General features: G+C 72.2%; 13 protein-coding genes. 10 read left to right on the top strand and 3 right to left on the bottom strand.

Annotated elements, in window-relative coordinates; translation table 11 throughout:
* The first annotated feature begins 112 nt into the window (after window positions 1–112).
* The 4 genes from AOM46_RS06260 to AOM46_RS06250 all read left to right on the top strand — a co-directional run bounded on the left by AOM46_RS06260 (window position 113) and on the right by AOM46_RS06250 (window position 3,138).
* The gene (locus AOM46_RS06260) at window positions 113–1,276 is read left to right on the top strand and encodes an SDR family oxidoreductase (RefSeq protein ID WP_062206837.1); all 1,164 of its coding nucleotides are present in this window, start codon (window positions 113–115) and stop codon (window positions 1,274–1,276) included.
* A 28-nt stretch (window positions 1,277–1,304) separates the two neighbouring features.
* Entirely contained in the window at window positions 1,305–1,778 is a 474-nt protein-coding gene (locus AOM46_RS06255; RefSeq protein WP_062206836.1) for a molybdenum cofactor biosynthesis protein MoaE, read from the top strand.
* 63 nt (window positions 1,779–1,841) lie between these two features.
* The gene (locus tag AOM46_RS34530) at window positions 1,842–2,018 is read left to right on the top strand and encodes a hypothetical protein (protein WP_199823929.1); all 177 of its coding nucleotides are present in this window, start codon (window positions 1,842–1,844) and stop codon (window positions 2,016–2,018) included.
* Between the two features lie 25 nt (window positions 2,019–2,043).
* Complete coding sequence (locus AOM46_RS06250) at window positions 2,044–3,138, top strand: PDZ domain-containing protein (protein ID WP_062206834.1); 1,095 nt, start codon at window positions 2,044–2,046, stop codon at window positions 3,136–3,138.
* A 60-nt stretch (window positions 3,139–3,198) separates the two neighbouring features.
* On the opposite strand, the gene AOM46_RS06245 is transcribed toward AOM46_RS06250, so the two are convergent.
* Complete coding sequence (locus AOM46_RS06245; RefSeq protein WP_062206831.1) at window positions 3,199–3,762, bottom strand: PPA1309 family protein; 564 nt, start codon at window positions 3,760–3,762, stop codon at window positions 3,199–3,201.
* Window positions 3,763–3,877: 115 nt separating this feature from the next.
* On the opposite strand from AOM46_RS06245, the gene AOM46_RS06240 reads away from it, so the two are divergent.
* Window positions 3,878–6,850: a UPF0182 family protein gene (locus AOM46_RS06240; protein WP_370592650.1), complete on the top strand. Its 2,973-nt coding sequence runs from the start codon at window positions 3,878–3,880 to the stop codon at window positions 6,848–6,850.
* 350 nt (window positions 6,851–7,200) lie between these two features.
* Entirely contained in the window at window positions 7,201–8,853 is a 1,653-nt protein-coding gene (locus AOM46_RS06235) for a tetratricopeptide repeat protein (RefSeq protein WP_062206829.1), read from the top strand.
* An 889-nt stretch (window positions 8,854–9,742) separates the two neighbouring features.
* Here AOM46_RS06235 and AOM46_RS06230 read toward each other — a convergent pair.
* Entirely contained in the window at window positions 9,743–10,369 is a 627-nt protein-coding gene (locus AOM46_RS06230) for a TetR/AcrR family transcriptional regulator (RefSeq protein WP_062208564.1), read from the bottom strand.
* Window positions 10,370–10,421: 52 nt separating this feature from the next.
* Between AOM46_RS06230 and AOM46_RS06225 the strand changes: the two genes are divergently transcribed.
* Genes AOM46_RS06225 through AOM46_RS06210 form a run of 4 tightly spaced genes read left to right on the top strand, consistent with a single transcriptional unit; the run spans window position 10,422 to window position 16,174 of the window.
* On the top strand, window positions 10,422–12,038 hold the full coding sequence (locus AOM46_RS06225) for a carboxyl transferase domain-containing protein (RefSeq protein WP_062206827.1): 1,617 nt from the start codon (window positions 10,422–10,424) through the stop codon (window positions 12,036–12,038).
* Window positions 12,039–12,048: 10 nt separating this feature from the next.
* On the top strand, window positions 12,049–14,064 hold the full coding sequence (locus AOM46_RS06220) for a biotin carboxylase N-terminal domain-containing protein (protein WP_062206825.1): 2,016 nt from the start codon (window positions 12,049–12,051) through the stop codon (window positions 14,062–14,064).
* Window positions 14,061–14,975, top strand: coding sequence for a hydroxymethylglutaryl-CoA lyase (locus tag AOM46_RS06215; protein WP_062206823.1), 915 nt, complete (start codon window positions 14,061–14,063; stop codon window positions 14,973–14,975). Before AOM46_RS06220 ends, AOM46_RS06215 begins: the two co-directional genes overlap by 4 nt.
* 32 nt (window positions 14,976–15,007) lie before the next feature.
* A complete protein-coding gene (locus AOM46_RS06210; RefSeq protein WP_062206821.1) occupies window positions 15,008–16,174 on the top strand; it encodes an acyl-CoA dehydrogenase family protein in 1,167 nt (388 codons plus the stop codon).
* Here AOM46_RS06210 and AOM46_RS06205 read toward each other — a convergent pair.
* Entirely contained in the window at window positions 16,161–16,754 is a 594-nt protein-coding gene (locus AOM46_RS06205) for a GNAT family N-acetyltransferase (RefSeq protein WP_078856534.1), read from the bottom strand. The two genes, AOM46_RS06210 and AOM46_RS06205, sit on opposite strands and share 14 nt — an antisense overlap.
* Window positions 16,755–16,857: the final 103 nt, after the last annotated feature.

Here is a 16,857-nt window from a genome sequence, read left to right as displayed (position 1 = left end):
CGGAACGGAGCGGACGCGCCGGCCATTCGCTGGTCTCTGCCCCAAGCCTAGACACCTCTCAGGCAGGATGGGCGTGCGCACGTCGTACTGAAACAACCGCTGGAGAGGTCCTGTGAGTTCCCCGGAACCAGCCGTTCGCGCAACGCGAAACGGACCAACCACCCCACTGACCGTCGCGGTGACCGGTGCGGCGAGCGGCCTCGGAGCGCTCCTCACCGAGCGGCTGCTGGACTCCGCCGGGATCAGGCGGGTGCTCGCCCTGGACGAACGGCTGGGCGAGGCCAGGGGCGCCGAGTGGCACACCCTGGACATCCGCGACCCCGCCATCGCCGATCTGCTGCGCACCTCCGGCGCCGCCAGGGACGCCGAGGCCGACGGCGCCCGCGGGACCGAGCCGACCGAAGGACCGGTCGATGTGCTGGTGCACCTCGCACTGGACCTCGATGTCGAGTCCGATCCCGCCGCACGCACCGCGCTCAACGTGCGGGGCACCCAGACCGTGCTCACCGCCGCCGCGGCCGCCGGCGTCCGCCGGGTGGTGCTGTGCACCTCGGCCATGGTCTACGGCGCGCTGCCGGACAACGATGTGCCGCTGGCCGAGGACGCGGAACTGCGCGCGACCGAGGACGCCACCTGCGTCGGCGACCTGCTGGAGATCGAACGGCTCGCCCAGCGCGCGCCCCGCGCGCACCCCGGGCTCAATGTCACCGTGCTGCGCCCCGCCGTGCTGGTGGGCGGCGTCGACACCGCGCTGACCCGCTACTTCGAGTCGCCCCGGCTGCTGGTGGTCGCCGGGTCCCGGCCGAGGTGGCAGTTCTGCCATGTGGAGGACCTGGTCAGCGCGCTGGAGTTCGCGGTGCACGAGAAGGTCGACGGCGAGTTGGCGGTCGGCTGCGACGGCTGGCTGGAGCAGGAGGAGGTGGAGGAGCTGTCGGGGATCCGGCGGATGGAGCTGCCGTCCTCCGTGGCGCTCGGCGCCGCCACCCGCCTGCACCGACTGGGGCTCACCCCCTCGCCCGCCGGCGATCTCGCGTTCACCATGCATCCCTGGGTGGTCAGCGGCAGCAGGCTCTACGAGGCGGGCTGGCGGCCGAGTTGGAGCAACGAGGAGGTGCTGGCCGAGCTGCTGGCCGAGGTGGCCGGCCGACACACCGTCGCCGGGCGTCGGTTGGGCCGCAAGGACGCCGCCACTACCCTGGGCGCGGCGGGCGCCACGGTCGCGCTGGTGGGCACCGCGGCACTGGTGCGGCGCGCTCGGCGGGCCCGCCGCCGTTGACCCGACGGCCATGGGGGATCATGGCGGCATGACGACCGGTGACCCGATTCGGCTGCTGGCCATCCGTGACACACCCCTGTCGGTGGACGAGGTCCGCCTGGCGGTCGGCGACGCGGCGGCCGGCGCCACCGTGCTCTTCGTCGGCACGGTCAGGGACCACGACGGGCACGCCGACGGCGCCGCCGTCACCTCGCTGGAGTATTCGGCCCATCCGACCGCCGAGGCGGAGCTGCGGCGGGTCGCCGAGCAGGTCGTGGCCGAGTTTCCCGGGTGCGCGGTCGCGGCCACGCACCGGGTGGGCGAGCTGGTGGTCGGCGATCTCGCGGTGGTGGTCGCGGTCTCGGCCGGCCATCGGGGCGAGGCGTACGAAGCCTCCCGGCGGCTGATCGACGAGCTCAAGCGGCAGGTCCCGATCTGGAAGCACCAGTGCTTCGCCGACGGAAGCCACGAATGGGTGGGCGCGGACGCGGGCTGTTCGGCGGGCACTACTCCGGTTGCGTAACTCGTACGCGCGGCTGAGCGTTGGAGTGACAACGCCGTGGTGGGCGCAGGTGGGAGGTAGGACATGGCCGTTCTCGTGTGGTTGTTGATCCCGGTCGCCGGGGGCGTGGTGGCCGGCATATGGAGCGCCTGGGCCACCCGACGTGGCAACAGCGGCGGGCGTAACGTGCGGGACAGCGTGGGGGTGCGCGGGTACGAGGCGTTCCGGGCGGCGATGGAACGAGCCCCGGCGGACGGCTGACAGTGCCGTCACGTAATGTCAAGACATGCCACGCCGCACCGCGACACTGCTGACGTCGATCCTGTTGTTGATCGGCATGCTCTGCGCCGGAGTGCTGATCCAGGTGCCCTATGCGGAGATGTCCCCCGGCCCCACGGTGAACACCCTGGGCGAGCACGACGGTGAGCCGGTGTTGTCCGTCGAGGGCGAGGAGACGTTCGACGCGGCCGGGCATCTCAACATGACGACCGTCAGGGTCACCGGGATCAACTACCGGATGAACCTGCTGGAGGCGATGCACGGCTGGCTGGCGGAGGACCGCGCCGTGGTTCCGCACGAGACGCTCTATCCGGACGATGTCTCGGCCGACCAGGTGGAGGAGCGCAACGCCGAGGAGTTCACCCAGTCGCAGGAGAGCGCCAAGGTCGTGGCCCTGCGCGAGTTGGGGTACGAGGTGCCCGAGCAGACGGTGGTGGCCGCAGTCGTGGAGGGCAGCCCGGCGCAGGGCCTGCTGCACGCCGGGGACGCCGTCATGGCGGTGGACGGCACCCCGGTCACCGATCCCGGCCAGGTCGCCGAGTTGGTGACCAGACACCAGCCGGGCGAGGACGTGGTGTTCAGCGTGGTGCCGGCCGAGGAGGCCGAGGTGGCGATGAGCGGCGGCGGTGAACTCCCGGACGAGACAACGGATGTCACGATCACCACGGCCGCCGCCGAGGACGACCGGCGGGCGATCGTGGGCATCCAGGCGGGGCTCGCCTACTCGCTGCCCTTCGAGGTGGAGATCAAGCTGGCCGATGTCGGCGGCCCGAGCGCCGGCCTGATGTTCGCGCTCGGCCTGATGGATCGGCTGACCGAGGAGGACCTGACCGGCGGCGAGTTCATCGCCGGCACCGGGACGATCGACAACTCCGGCGTTGTCGGCCCGATCGGCGGGGTGTCGATGAAGATCATCGCGGCCAGGGAGGCGGGCGCCGAGTACTTCCTGACGCCCGAGGAGAACTGCGCGACGGCCGCCGAGCATGTGCCCGACGGCCTCACCCTGGTCGAGGTCGGCACACTGGACGACGCCCTCGAAGCGCTCCGGCTGATACGCGAGGGCGACACGGACCAGCTGACCACGTGTGACGCCGCCGGCTAGCCGGCCGGCCGTGCCGCCTCCGGTGCCGTGCCCCCCGTCGCGCGGCCAGGGCCCCGGCGGCTACTCCTCGAACGTGGCCGCCAGCGCCCGGGCCAGGCCCGGCACCAGGTCGGGGCCGGTGAGCACCTCGGTGTCGGAGTCCTTCTCCCGCCGGCGCACCGCCGACTCCCGCGCCCCGTCGCGCAGTACGGCCACGGTGAGGCGGACCTCCTGCCGCTGCGGATGCTCGGAGACCCAGCGGGTCAGCTCGCTCTCGCTCAGCCCCTCGGGCACCGCGCCCTCGACGGACGGCGGCAGCATCAGCCGTTCCAGGGTGAGCGCGCAGCCGGCGACCGCGTCCGGCCAGGCGATGGTGGCAAGGAACTCGTCGAGCGGCACGCCCGGCGGCAACTCGTCCTGCTCGACGGGGGTGAGGCCCTCCTCGGCGGTCTCGTCGAGATCGAGGCGTTCGGCCAGGCCGGGCTCCTCGACCCGCAGTCGTGCCGTGTCCACCAGCGCGAACAGCTGGGCGGGCCGGTCCCAGCCGAGGCCGGCGACATAGGAGTCGATCTCCAACACGGTTCGGGTGAGGGGCTGGGCGGCCAGGTGAGCAGAGGCGGGTACGTCGGGGGGAGTGTTGTCCATGGGCATATCGTGCCGTCTCATACCCCGAAAACGGGAACCGAGTAAAGGTTGAGTAAGTTAGTTCAGTGGGCCGTTCCCAGGATTGGCCCGGATTCAGATCCCGCGAATCTTTGAGGTGCGCACCTTGGCTTTCCAGATGCCGGACCGGGGCTCGGGCTCGGGCCGCCCCAACGGTCCGAACGGACCCAGAGGACCAAGAGGCCCTGGCGGGCCGAGGTTCAGCGTCGGGCGCCCGTCCCGAGGCGCGAAGTCCCTGCTGATCACGGCGGCGATCCTGGCCGCGTTGGCGATCCTGTTCGCGATGTTCGCGGGGTTCTGGACGGATTGGTTGTGGTATCGCTCGGTGGATTACACCAGCGTGTACCGCACCCAGATGCTGACCAGGGCCGTGATGTTCGTGATCTTCGGCCTGCTGATGACGCTCGCGGTCGGGTTCAACATCTGGCTGGCGCATCGGCTCCGTCCGCCGCTGAGCGCGATGTCGATGGAGCAACAGAACCTCGACCGGTACCGGATGGGTATCGCCCCCTTCAAGAAGTGGGTGGTGCTGGCGGTCTCGGTGGTGGTCGGCCTGATCGCCGGTGGTTCGGCCTCCAGCCAGTGGCGCACCTGGCTGCAGTGGGTCAACGGCGAGTCCTTCGGGGTCACCGATCCGCAGTTCAACATGGACGTGGGCTTCTTCGCCTTCGACTACCCCTTCTACCGGTTCCTGCTGGGCTTCGGCTTCGCCGTCGTGGTGCTCTCCACACTGGCCGCCGCGCTCACCCACTACCTCTACGGCGGGGTCCGGCTCACCACCCCCGGCAGCCGGATCACCACCGCGGCCACCGGGCATCTGTCGGTCCTGGTCGGTCTCTTCGTGGCGCTGAAGGCCGTCGCCTACTGGCTCGACCGCTACGGGCTGGCCCTCAAGAGCGGTGACTTCCGGGACAACGAGGGCTGGACGGGTCTGCGTTACGTGGACGCCAACGCCTATCTGCCGGCCAAGACGATCCTGGCCATCATCGCCGCGATCTGCGCGGTGCTGTTCTTCGCCACCCTCTGGCGGCGGGTCTGGCAGCTGCCGGTGATCGGCCTGGGCCTCATGGTGCTCTCCGCCGTGCTGATCGGCGGGGTGTACCCGGCGCTGGTCCAGCAGTTCCAGGTCAAGCCCAACGAGGTGGCCAAGGAGACTCCGTACATCCAGAAGCACATGGAGTCCACCACCCAGGCGTACGACATCGACGACGCGCAGTTCGAGGACTACACGGGCACCAGCGACGCGGATCCGGAGGAGCTGCGGAACGCGGTCTCCGACACGGCGAGCATCCGGCTGCTGGACCCGAGCGTGGTCTCGCCGGCGTTCCAGCAGATCCAGCAGGTGCGTGGCTACTACCAGTTCGCCCCGACGCTGGACGTGGACCGGTACGCCATCGAGGGTGACGACCGGGACACCGTGATCGGCGTTCGTGAGATGAACGTCAACAATGTGCCCGAGCGGAACTGGATCAACGACCACTTCCGGTACACCCACGGCTTCGGCATGGTGGCCGCCAGCGGCACCGAGATCCAGTCCAACGGCCAGCCGGACTTCCTGGAGCGCGACCTGCCGCCGGAAGGCGATCTGGGCGACTACGAGCCCCGGATCTACTTCGGCGAGTACACCACCCAGTACTCGATCGTGGGCGGCCCCCAGCAGGAGATCGACTACGCGGGCGAGGACGGCGAGGTCGAGTACAGCTACTCGGGCGACGCCGGCGTCAACCTGGACAACTACTTCAACCGGGCGGCGTACGCGCTGACCCTGGGCGAGCCGCAGATCCTCTACTCCGGCGCCATCGGCGAGGGTTCCCGCATCCTCTACAACCGCACGCCCAAGGAGCGGGTCGAGGCGGTGGCCCCCTGGCTGACGATCGACGGGGACCCGTACCCGGCGGTGGTGGACGGGCGCGTCCAGTGGATCGTGGACGCCTACACCACGACCAACGGCTATCCGTACTCCTCGCGCACCACGTTGGGCGACGCGACCGAGACGTCGTTGACGGAAAACCAGGGCGAGGTGATCGCCCAGGAGAACAACGTCAACTACATCAGGAACTCGGTCAAGGCCACGGTGGACGCCTATTCGGGTGATGTCGTGCTCTACGAGTGGGACACCGAGGACCCGGTCCTGAAGACCTGGCGCAGTGCCTTCCCCGGCACCGTGGTGGACCGTGAGGAGATCAGCGACGAGTTGCTGGACCACCTGCGGTACCCGCAGGACCTCTTCAAGGTGCAGCGCGATCTGCTCCAGCGCTACCACGTGGACAACGCCGGGCAGTTCTACAGCGGTTCGGAGCGTTGGGCGGTGCCCGACGATCCGACGCACGGCGACCAGTCGGTGCCGCCGTACTACCTGAGCATGAAGATGCCCGACCAGGACGAGCAGGTCTTCTCGCTCACCACCACGTTCACGCCGCTCAACCGCGACACCCTGGCGGCCTATATGGCCGTCGAGGCGGACGCGAGAAGCGACGGGTACGGCACGATGAGAATCCTGACCCTGCCGTCCAACACGACGGTCTGGGGTCCACAACAGGTGCAGAGCCGGTTCAACTCCGATCCGACGATCGCCGAGAGCATCAACCTGCTCTCCAGAGGCGACTCCGAGGTCGAGTACGGCAACCTGCTCACCGTGCCACTGGAAGGCGGTCTGCTCTACGCGGAGCCCGTCTTCGTCCGCGGCGCCGGCACCAACTACCCGCTGCTGCGGCGGGTGCTGGTGACCTACGGCGAGAAGACAGCCTTCGAGGACACCCTTGAGGAGGCCCTGGACGTCGTCTTCGGGGTCACCGAATCCGGTGAGGAACCACCTGAGTCCCCGCCACCGGGAGAGGGCGAGGAGGAGCCGCCGCCGGACGGCGCGGGGACCGTCGAGGAGGCCATCGCCGAGGCGCAGGAGGCCTGGGACGACAGCCAGGAGGCGCTGCAGAACGGCGACTGGGAGGCCTTCGGCGAGGCGCAGGCCCGCCTTGAGGAGGCGTTGGAGCGGATGCAGCAGGACGACGCCGCGCGCAACGAGGAGGAGGAGACGCCGCCGGACGAGGAGCCGGCGGACGTCAACTCCTAGCCACGACCGGGGCGTTCCCAGCGCCCAGCGAGGCTCGTCATCCGAGGGCCCGATGCCGTCACCGGCATCGGGCCCTCGGCCGTTCCCGACCGGAGGGGCGTCGGCGCGGGACGGCTTTCGGAGTGGACGCGGCGTCAACCCTGGGCGTGTGTTCGGCGGTTGGCCCGGAACGGCGCTGGCCGGCACTGTCAGTGGGAGGGGCCATACTGCGACACGATTCTCGATAACTCGGCATGTCCAACGGCGTTTGGGTGTATCCATATCGGGAAGTCGATAAACCGCTGAAGTGACTTCACTGGCTGCGGTATACCAGGTGTACGCAGGTTTCAGGTGGTGCGACTATGGACCTTATGGGGGACAAGGCCAGGTTCGGGAGCAGTCGAGCCGCCGCTCGGGAGGGCGCGCGGCTGCTGCGTCTCGGTGACCTGGACGGTGCCGAGGGGCCGCTGCGCGAGGCGGCGGCGGACGGCGAGCGGTCGGCCGCCAACAATCTGGGGGTGCTGCTGCTCCAGTCGGGGCGTTCCGGCGAGGCCGCCGAATGGTGGCGGATCGCCGCGGTCGCCGGCTCGGCGCCGGCGGCGCACGCGCTCGGCCGGTACTGCCGGGAGCGCGGGGACGAGGCGGCGGCCGAGTTCTGGCTGCGCCACGCGGCCGAGTCCGGGCACGCGTCCGGCGCCTACGCGCTGGCCGATCTGCTCGACCACCGGGGGCACGAGGACGCCGCGGCCTGGTTCCTGAAGGCGGCCGAGCGCGGGCACCGCGAGGGCGCCTACCGGCACGCCTGCCTGCTGGCCCGTCAGGACGAGACGGCGGCCGAGCCCTGGTTCCGGCAGTCGGCGGCGCGCGGCCACCGCAGGGCCGCGCTGCGCCTCGGGGCGCTGCTGGAGCGGCGCGGTGAGACGGCGGAGGCCGGCCGCTGGTATCTGGAGGCGGCCGAGGCCGGCGAGGTGCGGGCGGCCAGCGCGCTGGGTTTCCTGCTCCGCGATTCGGGCGACGAGACCGGCGCCGAGCAGTGGTGGCGGAGCGCGGCCCAGAACGGCGACGGCCCCGCGGCCAACGCGCTGGGCGCGCTCTACGCGGAGCGCGGCGAGCGGCAGGAGGCACAGCGCTGGTACCGCGCGGCGGTCGAGGCGGGCGATATCAACGGCGCCTTCAACCTCGCGCTGCTGAGCACCGGTCAGGGCCGCACCGCGCAGGCCGAGCAGTGGTATCGGCGCGCCGCTTACGCGGGGCATCGGGAGGCGGCCAACGCGTTGGCCGTGCTGCTGCTGCAGCGGGGCGACGCCGATGGCGCGGAGCCGTGGTTCTCCAAGGCCGCCGAGGCCGGCAGCGTGGACGCCGCGTTCAACCTGGGCATCCTGCACGCCGGTCGGGAGCAGCCGGAGGCCGCCGAGCGGTGGTACCGGCGCGCCGCCGAGGCGGGGCACGCCGAGGCCGCGCTGCAGCTGGCCGTCGGTCTGCTGCGGTCCGGCACCACGGAGGACGAGCAGCGGCTGGCGGAGAAGTGGCTGCGGCAGGCCGCCGAGGGGGGCAGCGTCGAGGGCGCGTTCCGGATGGCGGTGCTGCTGGAGCGGGACGCCGAGGCGGCCGGGCCGGGCGACGAGCCGCCCGAGTACGAGCGCTGGTACGCCGCCGCCGCCGAACAGGGGCACCGCCGGGCGCAGGTGCGGCTCGGCATGTGCGCGGCGAGCCGCGACGACGTCACCACGGCCGCGCGCTGGTACCGCGAGGCGGCCGAGGCCGGCAGCCCCAACGGAGCGTTCAACCTGGGGCTGCTGCTGGCCCGTGAGGGGAGCGAGCCGGAGGCCGCGCTCTGGTGGCGGCGGGCGGCGGAGGCCGGACACGGCCGCGCCGCGCTGCGGCTGGCGCTGCTGGCCTCGCGGCGCGGGGACCTGGCGGAGGGCGGCGCCTGGTGCACGCGGGCGATAGAGCTGGGCCCGGAAGAGGTCGCCACCCGCGCGGCCCGCCTCCGCGACGCGCTGGTCCAGGAGCTGACGGCCTGACAGCCGACGGTGGCCTGCCCGGCCCGGGTTTGGCGACGGCCTCTGGCCCGGCTGCGGCTTGGGTGCGGACGGGCGTTCGGGTTCGGCCGTGGCGGTGGCCTGCCCGGCCGGGGTTCGGCGACGGCCTCTGGCTTGGGGCGGGGCGGGCGTCGGCTGCTTCGGCGAACGGCCCGCCGGGGCGCTGCCCGGGCTTCGGCGGCCTTCCGGCCTGGGGCCGCCGAAGGCCGGCTTGGGGCGGACGCGGCACGGGCCAGGCGGGCGTGCCCGGCCGGGCACACTGGCCTTCCGGCCGGGGCCCCGGGCCTGAACCGACGAGTGTTCGGTCGGGGACGGCTTCCGTCCGGAGCCAGGGGTATGTCCGGCGTCGGCCAGCGAGGTTGGGCCCGCGGGCCGACGGCGACCCGGTCGCGTGCCGACGGGAGTTCGGTGTGGCGCGGGTGGGGTCCGGCTACGCGCGAGTGGTGGTCCGGTTGTGTGCCGACGGGGGGCCGGCTGCGCGCCAACGGTGGTCCGGGTACGTGCCGGCGGCAGTTCGGTGTGGTGCCGGCGGTGGTCTGGCTACGCGCCGGCGGGAGCTCTGTCTGGCGCGGGCGGGGTTCGGTTGCGCGCTGACGGTGGTCCGGTTGCGCACGAACGGGAGTTCGGTGTGGCGCGGGTGGGGTCCGGCTACGCACGGGTGGTGGTCCGGTTGTGTGCCGACGGGGGGCCGGCTGCGCGCCAACGGTGGTCCGGGTACGTGCCGGCGGCAGTTCGGTGTGGTGCCGGCGGTGGTCTGGCTACGCGCCGGCGGCGGTGGCCCGGCCACGTACCGACGGTGGTCCGGCTACGCGCTGACGGCGGCCCGGTTGCGCACGAACGGCAGCTCGGTGTGGTGCCGGCGGTGGGCCGGTTATGCGGCGGTGAAGGCGGCTAGGGCGAGGCGGTGGAGGAGTTCGGCGGTTTCGGATCTGCTGGGCAGTGCGCTGGGGCGGGAGAGGTGGCGGGTGGAGTTGAGCAGGCCGAAGACCGCGTGCACGGCGGCGAGGGCCCGTTCCTGGGGCAGCTCGGGACGGACCTCGCACAGCACCTCGACCCACAGCTCCACATACTGCCGTTGCAGCTGCCGCACCTGCTTGCGGTCCGCCTCACGCAGCCGGTCCAGCTCGCGGTCGTGCAGGGTGATCAGCGCGCGGTCGTCCAGGGCGAAGGCGATATGGCCGGCGATCAGCGACTCCAGGGCTGCCGACGGCGGCTCCCCGGCGGCGCGGGCGTCCGCGACGCGGCGTCGGCCGCCGTCCCTGAGCCGGGTGCTGATGCCCACCAGCAGTTCGGTGAGCATCGCGTCCTTGCCGGCGAAGTGGCGGTAGAGCGCGGGGCCGCTGATGCCCACGGCGGCGCCTATCTCGTCCACCCCCACGCCATGGAAGCCGTGCGCGGCGAACAGCCGCGAGGCCTCCCGGAGGATCTGCTCACGGCGCGAGGGGGCCGGCGATCCCGAAGCGCCCGGAGAGGCTGACGAACTGGACGTAGCGTGCATGCCCATAAAGGTATTGTAGACACGGTGGTTAGCGGGCGTTAACCTGACGGCTATGCGGCAGGCACCGACGCTGAGCAGCACGGCCGATCCGACCTCCGAGGCGTTCACCGCCAACGAGGCGGTCCATCGAGAACGCGCCGCCCGACTGCGCGAGAGACTGGCCACGGCCCGCCTCGGCGGCGGGGAGCGCGCCCGCGCCCGTCATCTGGCGCGCGGCAAACTCCTTCCACGGGACCGGGTGGACGCCCTGCTCGATCCCGGCTCGCCCTTCCTTGAGCTGGCCCCACTGGCCGCCGAAGGGCTCTACGACGGCCAGGCCCCGGCCGCCGGGGTGATCGCCGGGGTGGGCCGGGTCAGCGGGCGGGAGGTGATGATCGTCGCCAACGACGCGACGGTCAAGGGCGGCACCTACTACCCGATGACGGTCAAGAAGCATCTGCGCGCCCAGGAGGTCGCGCTGGAGAACCGCCTCCCCTGCCTCTATCTGGTGGACTCGGGCGGTGCCTTCCTGCCGATGCAGGACGAGGTCTTCCCCGACCGCGACCACTTCGGGCGCATCTTCTACCACCAGGCCCGGATGTCCGCCGAGGGCATCCCACAGATCGCCGCCGTGCTCGGTTCCTGTACGGCGGGTGGCGCCTACGTTCCCGCGATGAGCGACGAGGCGGTCATCGTGCGCGGTCAGGGCACGATCTTTCTGGGCGGGCCACCGCTGGTGAAGGCGGCCACCGGGGAGGTGGTCACCGCCGAGGAGCTGGGCGGCGGCGAGGTGCACGCGCGGGCCTCCGGGGTGACCGACCATCTGGCCGAGGACGACGCGCACGCGCTCCGCATCGTGCGCACCATCGTCGCCACCCTGCCCGCGCGCGGCCCGTTGCCCTGGCAGGTGGCGCCCGTCGAGGAGCCGGCGCTGGATCCGGCCGGCCTCTACGGGGTGGTGCCGGCCGATCCGCGCACCCCCTATGACGTACGCGAGGTGATCGCGCGGCTGGTGGACGGCTCGCGGTTCCAGGAGTTCAAGGCCGAGTTCGGCGGCACGTTGGTGACCGGTTTCGCCCGGCTGCACGGTCATCCGGTCGGGATCGTGGCCAACAACGGCATTCTCTTCTCCGAGTCCGCGCAGAAGGGCGCGCATTTCATCCAGCTCTGCGACCAGCGCGGCATCCCGCTGCTGTTCCTGCAGAACATCTCGGGGTTCATGGTGGGCCGGGCCTACGAGGCGGGCGGCATCGCCAAGCACGGCGCCAAGATGGTCACGGCCGTGGCCTGCGCCCGGGTGCCCAAGCTGACGGTGGTCATCGGCGGCTCCTACGGCGCGGGCAACTACTCAATGTGCGGCCGGGCCTACTCCCCCCGGTTCCTGTGGATGTGGCCCGGCGCCAAGATCTCCGTGATGGGCGGCGAGCAGGCGGCCGCGGTGCTGGCCACCGTCAAACGGGACCAGTTGGCCGCGGCCGACCAGGAGTGGTCGACGGACGACGAGGAGGCGTTCAAGGCGCCGATCAGGGAGCGGTACGAGGCCCAGGGCGACGCCTACTACGCCACCGCCCGGCTCTGGGACGACGGCGTGATCGATCCGACCGAGACCAGGACGGTGCTCGGGCTGGCGCTCACCGCCTGCGCCAACGCGCCACTGGCCGACGCCGGTTACGGCGTCTTCAGGATGTAGGGGGCGAGCCATGACCCGACCGACGGGGTTCGACACGGTGCTGGTGGCCAACCGGGGCGAGATCGCCGTGCGGATCATCCGCACGCTGCGCCGGCTCGGCCTGACCTCCGTCGCCGTCTACAGCGACGCCGACGCCGACGCGCGCCATGTGGCCGAGGCGGACAGCGCGGTGCGTCTCGGTCCGGCGCCGGCGGCCGAGAGCTATCTCGACGTGGCGCGGCTGCTCGCGGCGGCCGAGCGCGGCGGGGCTCAGGCCGTGCACCCCGGCTACGGCTTCCTCGCCGAGAACGCCGCCTTCGCCCGCGCGGTCACCGACGCCGGCCTGGTCTTCGTCGGCCCGCCGGCCGAGGCGATCGAGGTGATGGGCGACAAGATCCGCGCCAAGGACGCCGTCGGCGCCGCCGGCGTGCCCGTGGTCCCGGGCGGGCATGGCGCCGATCTGGCGTCGGCCGCGGCCGAGTTGGGGATGCCGGTGCTGCTCAAGCCGTCGGCCGGCGGCGGCGGCAAGGGGATGCGGCTGGTGCGGGACGCCGCGCTGCTGCCCGAGGAGATCGCCGCCGCGCGGCGGGCCGCGCTGGCCGCGTTCGGCGACGACACGTTGCTGGTGGAGCGCTGGATCGACCGGCCGCGCCATATCGAGATCCAGATCCTCGCGGACGACACCGGGCGTGTTCTCCATCTGGGGGAGCGCGAGTGCTCGTTGCAGCGCCGGCACCAGAAGATCGTCGAGGAGGCGCCGAGCCCGCTGCTGGACGAGGAGACGCGGGCGGCGATGGGCCGGGCCGCCGCGCGGGCCGCCGCGGCCTGCGGCTACCGGGGCGCCGGCACCGTGGAGTTCATCGTCGCCGGCCACGGGGTGGGCGCCGAGCACTACTTCATGGAGATGAACACCCGGCTGCAGGTGGAGCATCCGGTCACCGAGCTGATCACCGGGCTCGATCTGGTGGAGTGGCAGCTGCGGATCGCCGCCGGCGAGGAACTGCCGTTCCGACAGGACGAGATCACGTTCGCCGGCCATGCGGTGGAGGCCAGGATCTGCGCCGAGAGCGCCCGGGTCACGGGGGTGGACGGGGCCCGCCGGGTGGATTTCCTGCCCTCGTCGGGTCCGGTGCTGCTGCTGCGTGAGCCGGCCGGCGAGGGGATCCGGGTGGATTCCGGGATCGCCGAGGGCACCGAGATCGGCGCGCACTACGATCCGCTGCTGGCCAAGGTCGTCGCGCACGGTCCCGACCGGCCCACCGCGCTGCGTCGGCTGCGGGCCGCGCTGGCCGGGACCACGGTGCTCGGCGTGGACACCAACACCGGTTTTCTGCGCGCGCTGTTGGGCCATCCCAGGGTGGTCTCCGGGGAGTTGGACACGGGCCTGGTCGACGCCTGCGCCGCCGAGCTGGCCGGCGGCGGGGTGCCGGACGAGGTGTATGTGGCCGCCGCGTTGCTGCGGCAGCGGGAGTTGGCCCCGGCGCCGCGCGCCGACGGCTGGACGGATCCGTTCGCCGTGCCGTCCGGCTGGCGGCTCGGGGGTCAGCCCGCCGAGGTCCCGCACCGGCTGCGGGCGGTGGGCGGCGAGCCGGTGACGGTGTGGCTGCGCGACGGCGCGGCCAGGATCGGGGAAGGCCCCTGGGTACCGGCGCGGCTGCTTCCGGCGCGGGAGGGGAGCGCGCGCCTGGACTACGGGGGGCGCGTGGTGGCCTTCACGCACGCCGGTCGCTGGCTGGGCCTGGCCGGTTCGGCCTGGCAGGTGGTGGAGCACGATCCGGTGCTCTCCCGTGCCACGGCGGGGCCGCCGGGCGCCGAGGCCCTGACCGCGCCCATGCCGGGCACGGTCACGGTGGTCAAGGCCGCCGTGGGCGACGAGGTGGTGGCCGGGCAGAGCCTGCTGGTGGTGGAGGCGATGAAGATGGAACATCCGGTCCTCGCGCCGCACGACGGTACGGTCACGGCCTGCGAGGTGTCCGTCGGGGACACCGTGGCGATGGACCAACCACTGGCCCGGGTCACTCCGCACACGGCCGAGGAGACGTCATGACAGCACCAACCCTGCCCGCCCGGGTCCGGATTCACGAGGTGGGTCCACGGGACGGCCTGCAGAACGAGTCCACGGTGATCCCGGTCGAGGTCAAGGCGGAGTTCATCCGTCGGCTGGTCGACGCCGGCCTCGACACGGTCGAGGCGACCAGCTTCGTCCACCCGAAGTGGGTCCCCCAACTGGCGGACGCCGAGGAGCTGTTCCCGCAGGTGCGGGAGCTGCCGGCGCGGCTTCCCGTGCTGGTGCCCAACGAGCGCGGGCTGGCGCGCGCGCTGGATCTCGGCGCCCGGCGGGTCGCGGTCTTCGCGTCCGTCACCGAGTCCTTCGCGCGGGCCAACCTCAACCGCACGGTCGCCGAGTCGCTGGCCATGTTCGCGCCCGTGGTGGCCCGCGCCAACGCGGAGGGGCTGGCCGTGCGCGGCTATCTTTCGATGTGCTTCGGCGATCCCTGGGAGGGCGAGGTCCCGGTCTCCCAGGTGGTCGAGGTGGCGGTGCGGCTGCGGGAGCTGGGCTGTGGCGAGCTGAGCCTGGGCGACACCATCGGCGTCGCGACGCCGGGCCGGGTCGCAGAGGTGCTGACCGCGCTGAACGCCGCCGGGCTCCCGACGGACGGCCTCGCCGTCCATTTCCACGACACCTATGGCCAGGCATTGGCCAACACCCTGGCCGCTCTTCAACACGGCGTCACCACCGTGGACGCCTCCGCCGGCGGTCTCGGCGGCTGCCCGTTCGCCCGCAGCGCCACCGGCAACCTCGCCACCGAGGATCTGCTGTGGATGCTGCGCGGGCTGGGCATCGAGACCGGCGTCGACCTCGACCGGCTGGTCGCCACCAGCCGTTGGCTCGCCGACCGGCTCGGCCGGCCGAGCCCATCGCGTACGGTCACCGCGCTCTCCCACAAGGAGTCCTGACCGACCCGACCGCTCGTAGCAAGGAGTCGCTCATGTCCCTCGACCACCGCCTCACCCCCGAGCACGAGGAACTTCGCCGCACCGTCGAGGCGTTCGCCCATGATGTGGTGGCTCCCAAGATCGGCGAGTTCTACGAGCGCCACGAGTTCCCCTACGACATCGTCCGCGAGATGGGGCGCATGGGCCTCTTCGGGCTGCCGTTCCCTGAGGAGTACGGCGGGATGGGGGGCGACTATCTGGCGCTGTGCCTGGCCATCGAGGAGTTGGCCCGGGTGGACTCGTCGGTGGCCATCACGCTGGAGGCCGGGGTCTCGCTCGGCGCCATGCCGATCTTCCGGTTCGGCACCGAGGAGCAGCGCCGCCGCTGGCTGCCGGCGCTCTGCTCGGGGGAGGCGCTGGGCGCGTTCGGCCTCACCGAACCGGACTGCGGCTCGGACGCCGGCGGCACCCGCACCACGGCGGTGCGGGACGGCGGAGACGGCGGAGACTGGGTGATCAACGGCACCAAGAGCTTCATCACCAACTCCGGCACCGACATCACCGGGCTGATCACGGTGACGGCCGTGACGGGCCGCAAGCCCGACGGGTCCCCGTTGATCTCCACCATCGTCGTGCCCGCCGGCACCCCCGGCCTCACCGTTGCGCCCGGCTACTCCAAGGTGGGCTGGAACGCCTCGGACACCAGGGAGTTGTCCTTTGTCGACGTGCGGGTTCCGGCATCGCATCTGCTGGGCGAGGAGGGACGGGGCTATGCCCAGTTCCTGCGCATCCTTGACGAGGGCCGGATCGCGATCGCGGCCATGGCCACCGGTCTGGCCCAGGGCTGCCTGGACGAGTCCCTGTCCTATGCGGCCACCCGCACGGCCTTCGGCCGGCCGATCGGCGACAACCAGGTGATCGAGTTCAAGCTGGCCGACATGGCGACCCGGGCGTACACGGCGCGGATCGCCTGGCGGGACGCGGCGTCCCGGCTGCTGGCCGGCGAGTCGTTCAAGACGGAGGCCGCGATGGCCAAGCTGCACGCCTCGGACGTCGCGGTGACCAACGCCCGCGAGGCCACCCAGATCCACGGCGGCTACGGCTTCATGAACGAGTACCCGGTGGCCCGGATGTGGCGCGACGCCAAGATCCTGGAGATCGGCGAGGGCACCAGCGAAGTCCAACGCATGCTGATCGCCCGCCACCTCAAGGCCGCCTGACCCCCCGCGCCGGCCCGCCTCGACGCGTCGGTGGGCCGGCGGCCGGCGGTGATGGCCGCAGGCCGAAGAGGGGGAGGCAGGGGATGAGGCCGGTGATGGTGGTCGGGTGGGGAGTGGTGGCGGGCCGGCGGTCGGCGGTCAGGCGCATGCGGCGCATCAGGGTCGGCCGGCCGCGCACCAGCCGCCGTTCCACGCCGTCCGCGACATAGCCCAGCTTGGTCGACACCCGGTGCGAGGCCGGGTTGTCCTGGAACGCCCCCGAGACCGCGTCCCCGGCGCCGAGCCCGTCGAAGGCCAGCGCGAGCACCGCCGCGCGCATCTCGGTGCCGAGGCCCCGGCCCTGGTCGGCCCGGCCGATCCAGGAGGCGGTGGACACCTCCCGCAGGGTGCGGAAGTCGCGCGCCCACAGGGACTGGCGGCCCACCGCCCGCCCGTTCTCGAAGGCCGTGAGGTTCAGCTGCCAGTTGTCCGGGGTCCAGTTTCCCAACCTGCGCCTGTGGTGTCGGATCACCGAACGGGCCCGCTCCGCCGGCGGCAGCGGAGCCCCAGCAGCGGCCAGTGGTCGATCAGCATGGGGCATTCTCGGCACCAACACCCGCACCCCGCACCCCGTTTGGTCGTCGAGTCCCATCGGGGAACCGGCACTCTCCGGGCTCCGGACCCGCGCTCGGCTGCGACAATCG

The sequence above is a fragment of the Streptomyces sp. NBRC 109706 genome (assembly GCF_000974485.1).
GTDB lineage: Bacteria > Actinomycetota > Actinomycetes > Streptomycetales > Streptomycetaceae > Streptomyces.
This window is presented reverse-complemented; position numbering and strand designations above follow the sequence as displayed.

What these genes read in the sequence shown, in the direction of transcription:
- AOM46_RS06255 (WP_062206836.1), top strand. Translation starts at nt 1,305, where the DNA reads ATGACGACCGGTGACCCGATTCGGCTGCTGGCCATCCGTGACACACCC.
- AOM46_RS34530 (WP_199823929.1), top strand. Translation starts at nt 1,842, where the DNA reads ATGGCCGTTCTCGTGTGGTTGTTGATCCCGGTCGCCGGGGGCGTGGTG.
- AOM46_RS06250 (WP_062206834.1), top strand. Translation starts at nt 2,044, where the DNA reads ATGCCACGCCGCACCGCGACACTGCTGACGTCGATCCTGTTGTTGATC.
- AOM46_RS06245 (WP_062206831.1), bottom strand. Translation starts at nt 3,762, where the DNA reads ATGGACAACACTCCCCCCGACGTACCCGCCTCTGCTCACCTGGCCGCC.
- AOM46_RS06235 (WP_062206829.1), top strand. Translation starts at nt 7,201, where the DNA reads ATGGGGGACAAGGCCAGGTTCGGGAGCAGTCGAGCCGCCGCTCGGGAG.
- AOM46_RS06230 (WP_062208564.1), bottom strand. Translation starts at nt 10,369, where the DNA reads ATGCACGCTACGTCCAGTTCGTCAGCCTCTCCGGGCGCTTCGGGATCG.
- AOM46_RS06225 (WP_062206827.1), top strand. Translation starts at nt 10,422, where the DNA reads ATGCGGCAGGCACCGACGCTGAGCAGCACGGCCGATCCGACCTCCGAG.
- AOM46_RS06220 (WP_062206825.1), top strand. Translation starts at nt 12,049, where the DNA reads ATGACCCGACCGACGGGGTTCGACACGGTGCTGGTGGCCAACCGGGGC.
- AOM46_RS06215 (WP_062206823.1), top strand. Translation starts at nt 14,061, where the DNA reads ATGACAGCACCAACCCTGCCCGCCCGGGTCCGGATTCACGAGGTGGGT.
- AOM46_RS06210 (WP_062206821.1), top strand. Translation starts at nt 15,008, where the DNA reads ATGTCCCTCGACCACCGCCTCACCCCCGAGCACGAGGAACTTCGCCGC.
- AOM46_RS06205 (WP_078856534.1), bottom strand. Translation starts at nt 16,754, where the DNA reads ATGCCCCATGCTGATCGACCACTGGCCGCTGCTGGGGCTCCGCTGCCG.